Raw genomic sequence first — 13,036 nt, 5'->3', positions numbered from 1 at the left:
ACGTGGCTACCGCAATTCCGGCAACCGTTCCACGTCGATTCCATGAAACACGAAACCGTTCGCAGTATATGTCTCATAATACGTTTTGCCGTTGCGGTAAACCATCAGATCCTCCAGATGGAAGCCGCCCATCAAATGCAGTTTTTCCACCCCGCTGCTGCGACGCTCATGCACAAAACCCAGCTTGTAAATTCGCGAAGTAATGTCCACATCCATCGCATAAGGAAGAAATTCGCCTTCGTAGTCACCAAAGAAATACTTTTCTTCATACCGATGCTCATGGGTATAGTCGAGCAAACGTACATTAATTCCCCCATGCTCTTCTAACGTTTGATACAGTTTTTTAAACAGCTCTTCCTTGGGAACGACCAGTCGATTTTCATATGCAGCAGCTACATTCGCACGACGTAATAATTCTTCTTCGAATGTCTGATTAAATGGCTGTGAGCTGAGAATCAGGGTACGACAGGTCTGTGTAAGTCTATTTACTAACGCGGACAGACCTCCATCCAGCAACCCAGACACAGGTCCCATATGCCGATCGTCAAAGAATATAGATTTCCCCCGCTTGCTTTCCAACTCACGCATGACATCCTCCGTCACACGCTCATAATACTCGAACAAGTTTTGACCTGTGTAACTGTCAGCCTGCCGAATACTGTCCGTTGCAGCTTGATGCAATTCACGCTCCAGGTTGGCAAGCTGTACTGTAATATGATTCGCCTGTGCATGCCATTTTTCAAGTGCCATTTCATAACGGCGAAGTAGCTCCAAATCCACTTGAATCCGCAGCATGTGCATTTTATGGCCGTAGACTGTTTCGGTCAGATAACGGATCAAGCTGCGCACATTATGCTTATCCATGAGCGGCAGTCGTTGAAAAGGCTGATCCTCTACTCGTCCGCTATACAGCGTATCCAGTTCGGCCTCACTGATCTGCAAATCATTGGACGTATCACGAATCATTCCCCGAACAGCCGTAAGCACATTCCCTGTTTGATTTTCATCCGTCCAATCTGTCAGCTCAAAAAAGCCGATATGAGGATGTTCCTTAGCAGCTGCGTTCACAGCCATCTGCAAACGCATATCCGCCTGAAAATCTCCCAAGCGCTTATGTACGATCCGTTCACAGTTATCGCGGAAAAAGGCTTCGCAGCCCTGACCAAACAAGGCTTCCTCTGCCTCACGTAATGACATTCGCTTCAACGAGCCGTAGCTGGCTCCGCTCGTCATTAGTGCGCTCATGTCCATGATCGCTTCATTGCCAGGTACTAGATCATTTCGCGTACGGCCGCGTTCAGCAGCATCTAAACCAAAATAATTCAGTTTATCGCGTATGTCCCAATCCTGCTCCGTTCTCATACGCTCTAGCAGCTTCACATAAAAGTGATACAACACCGTAAGCGCAATCGACTGATTAGGGCGGTTAACCCGGGAAAATCCGGCCGACACATAACCCTGCCGCCCGGATTCCGTCATGATGTTGTTTTTAAACGATGTATTATTGTAGCCCCCATCCTGTGACCGATAGGAATCCCCTGCTTGATAACGATTTTTAAGAAGTTGAATGTGACAAATAATATCACAACTCTCGCGCAGACTATTCGGCACCGTGACGCCTCGCTCATTCTTGTCGGACAGCACATAGACAAGATCAAATAACGGAGATGGAGCATGAGATACCGGAATGGTCAATTTGTCCTCGGTCATATGTAGCGGTGCTGTAAACGTATAGGCTGGGCTTTGGATATAGTCCAACTCCCGCATAAAAGCAACAGACGTTGCACTCCGGTAGCCGAATTGGGCAGCCTGGTCGCTTTCGCTCATCAACACATACAGATCCATTTGTACTGATTTAAAAGATTGGGCAAAAATATACTCTGCCAGCAGCGTAATTTCAGGAATTAATACGTTCATGGGATCATCCGCTGTTGTCAAGATCGACAAATGTACACGCTCAAACGAGGAATACAACCGCCCGTAATCCGCTAGATGCCCACTAGCCCGGCGCAACGCGGTGTTAAGTTCAATTAGCTTCGATTCATGTGTATAAAAAGCCTGATGCAGGTCACGGCGCAACGTTTGGTGGCTACTTACTTCCGGTACAGCTACCGTATGAACAATGGCATCTACCGAACGGTCTACAGCCGCATGCTCATCCTGCGAGCAAATCTGAATATAGGTTACTCCTGTGCTGTTATCCCACTTCGTCCGGTTGATATCTGCAATTGTGTTCATCACCGGGCTCATGTGATCGCCGATAAAAAGAAACACGGATGGGAAATGGATGCTGCTGCGTCCATCCCCGCTTCCGATTAATTGATCCTCTGCGGCTGCATAGTCAGCCGCATAACGTAACAGCTGCTCTCTCATACTTTACTTCAACTTTCTGCGGATGTCGTTTAATTTTCCGGCCATTTGAGCGTAAAATGCATAAAGCTCCGCTCCATTAGCCAGCTCTACCTTTTCGTATTCCAATTGATTGCGAGCCTCTGTGTAAGTGGCAGCCAGCTCATCCAACTTCGTCAGCAATGGTGTAATATCCTCAGATGAAGTCAGTACAGCATCACGGCGATCCGCTTTGCGCATTAGAGCTGCAAATTTCTTTTCTTCCAAACCACGGAAGTTTGTGAACACTTCAAACTCCACATAATTGCGGCTCTTCATGACGTTGGCAAACGGCTCCCAAGCCTCTTCCTCTTCGTCACGATCATAGACGTACAAAGCGCCTTTTTTCGTAATCGTGTCTGTATAAAGAGCCTGAATGAACTGATCCAACCATTTTTCTTCATCCTGATATTTGCTCAACAATGCTTCCAGTTCAGCGGCTTTGGCTTCGATTTGTATATATTTCGCCAGTTCATCACGAACCACCTGCGTTAACTCCGGTGAACGGATCAGGTTTTCCTTCGCCATCTCTTCATTAATGCTGCCAAAGATGTCCTTGCTTCCGGTCTGCCCCAGCCCTTCAGTCAGTAGACGCTTCAGTTCAGACCACGCTCTTTTCACCTCACCCAAATTTGGCTTGGACTCCTGCAAGCGCATATCATAGCCTGCCAGCAGCGCATTCAAATCTAGTGCTTGTGAGCGAATAACAGTAAAGCGGCTGCTTGTATTCTGATCGACATCCTTCTCCCGGATCACACCGAGTGCCTTGGCCTGGTCGAAATCCTTACGGATACGGGCGTTGTGGGCTTGCACACGCGAATTGACGTAAGTTTCTCCCCATGACTTTTCAGGAATTGGCGACGGCAGATTCGTCCAGTTGTTCTGACCTGTCTGCACCAGATGTCGGCCAATACCTTCACGGTCAAGAATGGTTTTCTCATAGCTCTCTTCATACACTTTGAGCGGCGTATATACAAACAGAGGAACACCATTACGCGTATTGAGCCAGAAAATCCGGTTACGGACTTCACTTTCTTTAATAGTAAAGTGCGATTTGCCAATGGCATTATTTTGATAATTGCGAACACCTTTCAGGATATTAGGCGACTGTACAGGTACCGAAACGAATCCCCATGAAGGGAAGTACAAATTTCCAGAACTATTACTCAAATGGAAGACAGGTACAGCCTCCTCATCCAGCTTGCTCGCAATGTAGCGCTCCACAAATTTTTCAATCGCTTCGTCCTGCCCGTATTTCATGACCAGAAAATCCTCCATGGAACGGGTAATGAGATCCCCGAATTTTTCAGTCAAGAAATTGGAGATCGAGCTGATGATGTCCATATCCTGATCTTTTACCCATTGATCTGAATTTTCCAGCAATTCTTGTGCAAAATCACGAATCAAATCGTCACCATTGCGGTTATCCAGCAGCTTGGTTACAACTTCTGAAATATCCGGAACACTTACCAAATTCCAATAATACGTTTTGTTGCCTTTGTGATCGGACTGTTCCTCGCCGTTAATCAGCAAATCACCATTCTTCTCGAAAATGGCACTCAACGCGTTCAAAATTTCAGTAAATACATTATAAATGCGGTTATTTTCTTTGTTTAGCAGGTCGTACAGGTCTTCATAAAATTCAATAAGCTGCTCTGTACGTTCCACATCAGCCCGCAGCCAATATTCGTTGATTTTTGCTTCTATATAAGCATTTTTCTTTTTATCCTTGGATACAAATGCGCTCTTGGCATCACCCAGCTTCTCGTTCGCCTGCTCACGCGCCCATTCAATATCTGTTGGAATACGGTGCAGTGATTCTCGCAGCGTTTCAACATAGGAAAGCAGCATTTTCAGCAAGCTAAACCCTTTTTCAGTATAAATCATGCGAGATACATAAAACGGCCCTTGCTCAGGATGCAGGAACATCCGGCGGATTTGATCCGTAAACTGTCCTACAATTTCGCCAGGAAGCTGTTTCTTCGCTTTGATATATTCTTCGCGAGCACGCGTCAGGAACGTTTGCTCCAGCTCAGTGTCCATATTAACTACTTGCATCTTAACCACATTGTTATAACTTAATCGTTCACTGTTTTCAAAGCCCGGAAGCGGCTCAGGTACACGGGATTCAAAGTTTTTGATCATGCTATCCAGATCCACGCCCAGCTTGCGGGCAAACTTCTCTACATCCTCCTGATTTGGCGCTTGCTCAAACATTTTGGACATTTTACCAAACATCCGGTATGCCAGATACGTTGTCATTTCCTCCATCGGCAACACTGCCGAGGAAGCTCCGATAATATTGTAATCGTAGTTTGCTGGATACGCCTTATTCATTTGCGCGATATTGGTACGAATGTTGCTGATGTAGTCATGAATGGCGAACTCTTCGCCCGACTGTTTTTCCTCACTTGCCATAAAGTTGGTGATATTCTCGGCGGTGACATTCATGCAGTAATCATAAGCATTTTCCAACAGTTTGCCTTCCGTATTCGTAGCCGATATAAGATGACACAGATTAAACGGCGGCAACGGCGAGTTTACAGTCAAAATGTTGCCGTACTGTTGCTTAAAGCGTTCGCCACGACTGTCCACATTCATCCAGTAGTCGAGCTCTTTCAGTGCAGCATAGCCATTCTTTTTAATATATTCACGCGTATGCTCGCTCAGGCTTTTATTCGCCAGATTAATATCCGGCGTGAACAGATAGCCCAGCGTATTTACACGGTCTACACCTGCGGAACCGTAGTCGCGCTCTATAATGCCTCGGACGATATAGGAGATATCGAGGAAAGTACCGCTTCCTGTACCGCCGGACAAACCGGATAGCAAAAACACCATGAGCTTCTTGTTGGTGCCTTCAGATAGAGTTTTGATTTTTTTGTCAATGCTTTGTACGACCTGATTGATTTTGGTGAATAATAGCAAACGTCCTGCCTGACGTACCCCTGCCGCCCCGTTCATACCATCGGTAATGCTCAGTTCGGGAGACAACCAGTCAGTGATGTATGGCTCTAAAATGCTGCGGTTTTGCAGCAATCCGCCGATTTCCGCGTTGGACAGCAATACAAACTCATTGATGGGGTCCAAGCCAATCCCTTTGTATTTTTTGTTGCGGTCTTGTTCATTCGTTTCAAAAGCGAGAAATTCCACATTATCCGGCTTCTCGCTTTTTTTCTTGGAAATCGGATCTGCAGGCAGCTTAAATCTGCGATTGATTTGATATTTCAAGCGGAGAAGGGCATCAATTCCCGTTCCTCCAAGTCCGATAATTAAAATAGGATTATCGATGGTGTCTACTCTGATCTTATCGCTTACGATCCCTCCGCCGAGTGATACGTCTAATTGTTGGATATGCTCTCTAACTACTGGTTTCATAGATATGACCTCCTAAGGGTTCGTTTAGCTGTTTACTGAAATAAATTCCAGTAAAATGGTTTTGTCCACACTTGCCAGCGGAATCGTTAGACGATCACCGTTTTTCAGTTCAAGACCGTTGCTTGTGTCTACAGCACGCCCGGATTTTTCAATCGTAATCTCTGGGGTACTGCGCACTACAATGCGATCCTGATTCGCTGGCGTGAACACGACCTTATCGGTTCCAGCAAATTCTGGTGCCAGTTGAAGCAACTGGTGTAAAGTGAATTTGCCCCGGAAGGTGTTCAGCCTCTTATACTGCGGATATGTCTTTTCGCCGGTATTTTCATCCCGGATTTCCAGTACGATCTGGCCGACAAAGCCACGATTGGCTTTTTTGACAGCCTTCCAGATGAAATATGCCGCCACCAGCAAAACGAGCAGTCCCACCCCTAAAAGAATGAGTGGCAGCAGCTTAGACTTTTCAGCAGATGTCGTAGGCTGAGTTGTCCCAGTATTCGTACCGCTCGCTACCCCAGCTTTGGCACTGATGGTTACAGGCTGCGTTTCACGATAAAAGCTCTTCTCCTCTGCTCTGACGGTTAGTTCATAATCATGCTCATCCGGAACCTTATAAGAGCCGGTAAAAGCATCGCCTGCGTTAGCTAAAGGCACTTCATTCGTTGCACCGGTATCAAGGTCCTTCACCTTCAGAACCGCATTCATATTCGCATACAGTTCCTGGTCCTGATACGGCTGGTTATTGCTCGCCAGATAGGAACGAATTTGAACCGTGTCACCTTTTTTGTATGATTTGGCAGGCAGTGCGTCCAGCTTCAATTCCAAATCATAGTTAAATACCAGATTAATATCAATCTTATCCTGCTGCACTCCCTTGACTTGAAGCTTCCAGTCGCCAGCCACAGGCTTGAGCAATTTAATCAGCGAGTAGCTTTTGGACTTGGACAGCAGTACATCGCTCGAAGGAATCGACTTCGTGTTGCCCGATGGGTCTATTAATCTCGCGTCCACCGGTTTCGAGGACATGATCGAAATGTTAGCTTCCAGCACGCTATCGTTGGGTACAGTTACTGTAACGTCCTGATAGTCGCCGTTAGCCGTAATGGATTGCAAAGGTACCACTTTCAATTTTAGATTGCTGGCGAAAATTTCACTCAAAATGTTCGGGAGGTCGTCCGCCGAGCTCGTTATAAAAGACTTGCCACCCGTTTGCTGCGCGATGTCGGCGAGTTTATTTTTGTTCAGCTTTCCATCTGCATTCAAACCGATGGTATAGATCGGCACTCCGCTTTTTTTAGCCTCGGCTACAGCCTGCGCCATATCCTGAGCCGATTGGCTTTCAGTTCGGCCTGCCGTCTTGTTAAAATCGTTGTTGCCGTCAGCTAACATAACGATCATAGGCGCATGTCCGGCTGTTTTGCCATCCTGCAAAATGCGGATCGCTTCCTTAACACCTACGGAGGTGTCAGTATACGCCCCCCGGTTCAGCCCGTCAATAAATGTCTTCAGTTCTTGCTTATCCGCTTCAGATGAAATATTAAGCAAGGCTTTCTCGCGCTGTACGACATCCGTATAGGCTACAATCCCAACCTTGTCATTTTGCGTTGACAACATATCAATAAACATTTTCATGGCTTCATTGCCAATTTTCCCAGGATCACTGGTATTCATCGAATTACTTACATCGACTACCAGCACCGCATCCACTTTAGAAGCAGAGGGTGAAGCGGCATTCGCCGTCTGTGGCTGCCAGGCCGAAATCGAGGCCATGATCATTGTACATATGATTCCGATGACCAAAAACCATTTTCTGTCTCTACTAAACATCGCTTGTACCCCTTTGCCGATTAATTCTCATTCTAAATTACAGTTGTACTCCACTACTATTAAATTATAATGAGTTTTACATGAGCGCCAGCTGAAAATCCTGCCCGAGCGGCCTAAATGCGACTAAAAAGCCTATCATACCGCGAGATTTTACCAATATCCTGCAGTAATGATATAATTATACCCCAACAAGGGCAATCGGGCACCAGCCTTCTCCTTTATACGACAAAAATAACTCTAGCGAAACCCGCTCATGTAAAACAGTAACATAAAAAATCTAAACAGAAAGAGGAAGTACACTATGATCTCATACGGATGTCTGGCGATTATGTTTCTTTTTGTCGCCATTAAATCACTAATTTACTATATACATAAAAAACGTGCCCCGTCGATTACACAAATCGACACCGAGCTTCTCGCACTGCTGAACCGGAGAAGTGAGCACAATGAATAGTTCCAAGCAGGCTGTGCAATTTCGCCCCTTTACCCGTACAGAACATGCCTTTCAAAAGCTGAGAGTCTGCAAGCGCTGCGGACAATTCACCGCCCTTTGGGAAGAGAAATGTACATCATGTGGTCGGGATACACTGGTTCCCATCGAGCAATATGCCAGACTCAGAACCAAACGTTATTTTCATAAAGACCTTACCGTCGGTATCGCGTTGCTGGCTGCTTCTGTCTTTTTTGGTCACTCGCCACAGCAAATGCTACTGTGCGGTGTCGTCGGTGCACTTCTCCTACTGCCCTTGATCCTTCTACAACAGCGCATCGTTACTTATGAACAGCGTAGGCAGCTTATCCGCCTATTCAGAGGCCGTATCGAACAGATCCAGGAAGGTTTAAACGTAAATCATAAAAACGCGGTTGCCCTGCGGCAGCTTAGTGAGCGTGTCTGTTATGAAATGCTACGCGAGATTGCCATACTCATTCACAATGATCGGATAAGGCTACAGCAGGTCGCTTTGCTGCAATCTTTTGTTCTCCGCAAGGACATGGAATTAACGCTCGATCCTCTTCTGATCAAAAGCTTTGAACCACTTATGGTCAGATACATTGGAGAGGTTGCCCGACTCCATCGTGAGCTGATCAAGGACCGGACATTCCGATATGTGGTTTTTTATGAGCGCCGTATTTTGGAGATGGCAGGGGGCGAAGATATTCTCGTTCGCGTAGCCAGTGCCGCTATCCGTAAAAAACGCTACGTAGTCACCCATGCCGCTTTCATTTCCAGATATGTTCGGAAGCTGCCAAAGGAACGGATCCAACGTTTATATCATATCATTCAGGAGAATCCGTTAGAACCCTTTGGAGATTTAGCCGATGAAGTGAAGATCATGTACCTGATGGAGCAGTACAAAAACTGATCTGTCCTAACGCCCTTCTATATATGACGTCATTACCATGACAAACCACTGCAATAAAGCAGCAAAAAACCGTCAGGATCGCCTAGGTGGTATCATCCCCTTCAAGTATACACTCTTAAAAAACCTTGTGTGTTACCATGAGGGTATGAGTGAACCTGGAGGGGATTTTCGGATGGCTAACCAACTCAAGTTTGGGTGAAAAAGGTTCGAAATGCTGAACCGTCGATTGGCGCAAGGGTTCATCCAGCCCGATGAAGGGGTGGACTACTTAAAAAGCGATATATCAAATCTGATGACGGAGCGAAGCTCAGCGGTTTCAGGATAAACTCAAAAACGCGTCCCGATCGAGTATCGGCACGCGCTTGCAGCTTAGCTTTTTCATTCGTCTACTTTACAGGGGTATGACTACTCAAGGATTCATTTTATTCCTCTTGGTACAAACTTGTTTTTATTAGGATTCAGGCAAGCTCTGTCCTCCGTCGATAATAATTGTTTGTCCCGTGATGAAGCCAGCCTCTGGGAAGATTTCTATCATTTCAGTCATTGTATTACCGGGCATGATCGCATTGATTGTAATACCAAACGGAGCTAACTCAAGCGCTGCACTGCGAATAAAAGTTAGCACACAACACATCAATGCCGCTAAAGGCCACCGATACTGAATGTGCCATCATTTCCATAGAAGATCGATCCGTGACATCACCTCTAAAGCCTTGCGCGTATCCACCGGATGCTCTGATTTCGGCAGCGCATATCTCGGCCTCATCAAGGTTACGAGAAATAATGGCTACTTTAGCTCCCTTTTCAGCAAAGACTTTGGCGATTCCTTTACCAATCCCCTTACTCGGACCAGTTACAATAACCGACTTGTTTTCAAATGAATTTCCCATTATGTTTTCCCCCTTCGGAGAGTGAGCATTTGCTCTCTAAATAGATCAAAAACTATCTTATAATAATATTAATAGATTGCATGACTAGATTAATCTTTTCCTGTGCACTTAATGTGCCTTCCCCTGGACAGAAGAAGGATTCAAAACGTTTATGATGATATTCACATTTTTTAGCTTTGTCAATAAAGTTGGACGCACAAGGCTACTTCCATATCTCGACATGGTTGAGCTCTCTTGAAGGAGTTTTGATTTGTCTCACGTTAAGGGATCAGTCCCCCTCCCCAACTCCGGACGTTTTTTTATTTTAGGATTATCGTGTCTAATTAGCTGTCTTCTTTATTAGCCTTGCAATTTTTGCTGCGCATGTCTAATGGAAGTAAAGTTAAAAGCACGCACTCCCTTGCTATCATATACAATAATCTCTTTGTTTAAATACGGGTGCAGACCATTAAAATATCCGGGCATAATCAGTCTGCGCATAAAAAGGTTTTTGCCCAACATACGTGGTGAATTGGTCGCTACGACAAGCATTTGCTGGTTTGCAGACCATGGGCTAGGCTGAATATATGACAAACAGTACTCGCCTGCCGTAAAATCATCACCCCATGCATACCCGTCCTCGGTACATGTAATTTGAAGATGAGCTCGATACTTCTGAAGCAGCTCATGTCTGGACAAACCTGAAGTAATACAAATGACGTTGCTATCAGCCAGTGCTTTCTCCGAAATATCATTAGAAGACACTACCGGATAATGGACACCGATGTACGGGTTCCAGGTCGCTGTCCGCGGGCTAGCCAAGGCGTTCGCCGTTCGTTTCATCGCCTGTTCTTCCTCTGGTGTAGCGTAGCTGGATGGCAGAACGATATGAAGTCGATCCATATACACACCAAGCACACCCATACCATGGTTTACATTATTTCTTCCCGTGCCTAGTGAACCGCCAATTTCCCTAGCTGCATCCGCTTTTTTGGTAGCGCTCTCGTTGCTCTCTCCCTCCCGCTCAGCGATCAAACGATATTCAGGTGAGGGACGGTGGTGCGATTGTGTTTTAACAAAGCGAAAGCGGTTGTATTCTCGTAAATCCAACATGAAAATGCGGGCTCCGATCCGAACTTGGGCCAGTTCTTGAGACATGTCCTCTTGTGAGAGATGAATCACAAATTCTTTGGCGTGTACAGCTTCGATATCCAATTCACCTGTGGAACTCATTTCTCCGTGCAATTCTGCATATTCCTCATTCTCATCCATTCGCATCAATTCCAGCCAGTAAGCTCGATTATGTCTGGACCGTTCTGTCCGGTAAGCAATACGCTGAGGTACGGCAACTCTTTTCCATTGCATAAGCCAACCCAGTATGCCGTCCAAAAGTCTTAACTCGTGCGTATCCCAATGATTAGACTGCCGCTCCACCACACCTTTAAAATGGTTCGATGAAAGCTCGGTTACAGGAGCTGTGTAAGCTTGGGCAAATAAGTAATCCTGATCTCCGCACACATCCAATATTGGCATATTCAACAGATTTATCAGATGCTTGGGATGTGGCGCCCCTGAGATAACCGCAATAGCAGCAAACCGAGAAGGATAAGCCTGTGCCATCGCCCAGGCAGCATATGCACCGTTCGAGTAACCCGTCAGATAGATGCGTTCTTCATCCACTTGATACGCCTGCAGTATGACATCTAGCCCCTCTAAAAAAGCAGCTTCTCCAATATAACTGCCCAGCGTAACGCCACGACACGAAAAAGTAACAAATATAGCCTCCTCTTCCCACTCACGCCCAAAACCTCTATTCTGAAAATCCGGCAGCCCCAGCTCATATCGCTTGCCAGGCATTAGAACGATCAGAGGATACCGTCGCTCAGCCGTGTAGTTGCTGGGAAGCTGGATTGTATACCGTTGCATACTATTGTCCAAACGGGAGACAAAAAATCCTTCGCCAATGCCGTCAGCCGTCAAAAAAATGTGTTCTTTTTGAAGTAACGATGGGTGCTGTGACTGTTTGGTCTGTCCATGTATAAAAATTTGTTTTAATAGCTTGATATATTCACGCACACCCCGGGAATCCCAGATTTCAAAAGGATCTTCCGGCAAATCCGTTAACCTGGTTAATTCCTCAAGCAGGCCCTCTATTTGTATTTTCTGTGCAGAATGAAGGACATCCTTAGCGCAGGCTTGAATGTATTGGTCATACTCTTTCTGCAAGTTCTCCACGACGACTGACAAAGGCCGGACAAGTACCGAATACACAAAATGATGCTCTACGGCTTCATGATCCCGATAGGTAACGGTGAAGTGCAGCATTCCCGTATTCCCGATCTTCTCCTCATCCCAAGCGTAGCTTTGCTCCTGCTCCCAATGGGCTGGAAACTGATCTAACCTCATCCCCTCATCATTCGTTACCTCGACCCATAACGTTTGATCTGAGGGAAGAAGGATCCGATCCTTACGCAGCAAATAAAATAAAATCGGGCTGTCTTCCCCTTTTCTGCCAGCACTTTTCTCAACCTCTAACCAAGCCATATGATTACGTATATTACGCTCTACAAATTCACGATGCAGTTCTACCACATCTGGTTCATCGCATACCTGATTTCCACTGATACGAATAGAGCGGGCCTCATCAGGAATAAACGCAGCAATGACAACTACTGTGTGATCGCCTTCCTCCAGATACAAGCGAAACGGACCGGATTCTGCATATACCAGTATGCCATCTATCCAAATTTGCCCAGTTCCTTCAAACGGTCTGAAAATCACTTCCTGTGCTGTCATACAACGTAGATTTGAAACCAGTAAAAGTCTCTCTTGTTCAGCCAAAGGCGGAAAAACGCCTAGATTCAGTTCGGAGGTTCGAGGATCAAGTTCGGTCAACAATCGACACGCTGCCCTTCCTCCTGCTGAAAGCTCGATTCCATCTTCACCACAAGCCTTTTCCAAATTCCATTCCTCATGCGTAAAATGACTCGACCATTCTCTGCCTACACCACAATTTTCCGGAAGCTCGACTGGACCGACTGCATAAGCAGACGCCAGACGTACCGGATGATCCGCCAGCACCGTAGTTGCTTTTTCCAGATGTGTGAACCTCATAACATTCCCCCTCCAGGTTTTTGTTTCCTCAGAGACGTAGCTGCGTTATATTCCGTTTAACATTCAATTGAACTATATAAAACTATTCGTTACTGC

Annotated in this window: 7 protein-coding genes; 2 read left to right on the top strand and 5 right to left on the bottom strand. The window is 46.0% G+C overall.

Features of this window, described 5'->3' with window-relative positions; all coding sequences use genetic code 11:
• Positions 1–6: 6 nt before the first annotated feature.
• Genes FKV70_RS13040 through FKV70_RS13030 form a run of 3 tightly spaced genes read right to left on the bottom strand, consistent with a single transcriptional unit; the run spans position 7 to position 7,593 of the window.
• Positions 7–2,373 (bottom strand): transcription initiation factor TFIID, encoded by a 2,367-nt coding sequence (locus FKV70_RS13040; protein WP_142613090.1) that lies wholly within the window; start codon positions 2,371–2,373, stop codon positions 7–9.
• Positions 2,374–2,376: 3 nt separating this feature from the next.
• The gene (locus FKV70_RS13035) at positions 2,377–5,766 is read right to left on the bottom strand and encodes a tubulin-like doman-containing protein (RefSeq protein WP_142613089.1); all 3,390 of its coding nucleotides are present in this window, start codon (positions 5,764–5,766) and stop codon (positions 2,377–2,379) included.
• Between the two features lie 24 nt (positions 5,767–5,790).
• Positions 5,791–7,593, bottom strand: a complete 1,803-nt coding sequence (locus tag FKV70_RS13030; RefSeq protein WP_142613088.1) for a vWA domain-containing protein — start codon at positions 7,591–7,593, stop codon at positions 5,791–5,793.
• Between the two features lie 301 nt (positions 7,594–7,894).
• Here FKV70_RS13030 and FKV70_RS26150 point away from each other — a divergent pair, with 301 nt between their 5' ends.
• Together FKV70_RS26150 and FKV70_RS13025 are read left to right on the top strand one after the other, a co-directional pair.
• Complete coding sequence (locus FKV70_RS26150) at positions 7,895–8,047, top strand: hypothetical protein (protein WP_165147246.1); 153 nt, start codon at positions 7,895–7,897, stop codon at positions 8,045–8,047.
• A complete protein-coding gene (locus FKV70_RS13025) occupies positions 8,040–8,957 on the top strand; it encodes a hypothetical protein (RefSeq protein ID WP_142613087.1) in 918 nt (305 codons plus the stop codon). Before FKV70_RS26150 ends, FKV70_RS13025 begins: the two co-directional genes overlap by 8 nt.
• A gap of 593 nt (positions 8,958–9,550) precedes the next feature.
• On the opposite strand, the gene FKV70_RS13020 is transcribed toward FKV70_RS13025, so the two are convergent.
• Both FKV70_RS13020 and FKV70_RS13015 read right to left on the bottom strand, forming a co-directional pair.
• Entirely contained in the window at positions 9,551–9,847 is a 297-nt protein-coding gene (locus tag FKV70_RS13020; protein ID WP_244310724.1) for an SDR family NAD(P)-dependent oxidoreductase, read from the bottom strand.
• Between the two features lie 339 nt (positions 9,848–10,186).
• A complete protein-coding gene (locus FKV70_RS13015) occupies positions 10,187–12,940 on the bottom strand; it encodes an alpha/beta hydrolase family protein (protein ID WP_142613086.1) in 2,754 nt (917 codons plus the stop codon).
• Between the last annotated feature and the right edge of the window lie 96 nt (positions 12,941–13,036).

The organism is Paenibacillus ottowii (assembly GCF_006874425.1).
Classification (GTDB): domain Bacteria; phylum Bacillota; class Bacilli; order Paenibacillales; family Paenibacillaceae; genus Paenibacillus; species Paenibacillus ottowii.
This window is presented reverse-complemented; position numbering and strand designations above follow the sequence as displayed.

What these genes read in the sequence shown, in the direction of transcription:
- FKV70_RS13040 (WP_142613090.1), bottom strand. Translation starts at nt 2,373, where the DNA reads ATGAGAGAGCAGCTGTTACGTTATGCGGCTGACTATGCAGCCGCAGAG.
- FKV70_RS13035 (WP_142613089.1), bottom strand. Translation starts at nt 5,766, where the DNA reads ATGAAACCAGTAGTTAGAGAGCATATCCAACAATTAGACGTATCACTC.
- FKV70_RS13030 (WP_142613088.1), bottom strand. Translation starts at nt 7,593, where the DNA reads ATGTTTAGTAGAGACAGAAAATGGTTTTTGGTCATCGGAATCATATGT.
- FKV70_RS26150 (WP_165147246.1), top strand. Translation starts at nt 7,895, where the DNA reads ATGATCTCATACGGATGTCTGGCGATTATGTTTCTTTTTGTCGCCATT.
- FKV70_RS13025 (WP_142613087.1), top strand. Translation starts at nt 8,040, where the DNA reads ATGAATAGTTCCAAGCAGGCTGTGCAATTTCGCCCCTTTACCCGTACA.
- FKV70_RS13020 (WP_244310724.1), bottom strand. Translation starts at nt 9,847, where the DNA reads ATGGGAAATTCATTTGAAAACAAGTCGGTTATTGTAACTGGTCCGAGT.
- FKV70_RS13015 (WP_142613086.1), bottom strand. Translation starts at nt 12,940, where the DNA reads ATGAGGTTCACACATCTGGAAAAAGCAACTACGGTGCTGGCGGATCAT.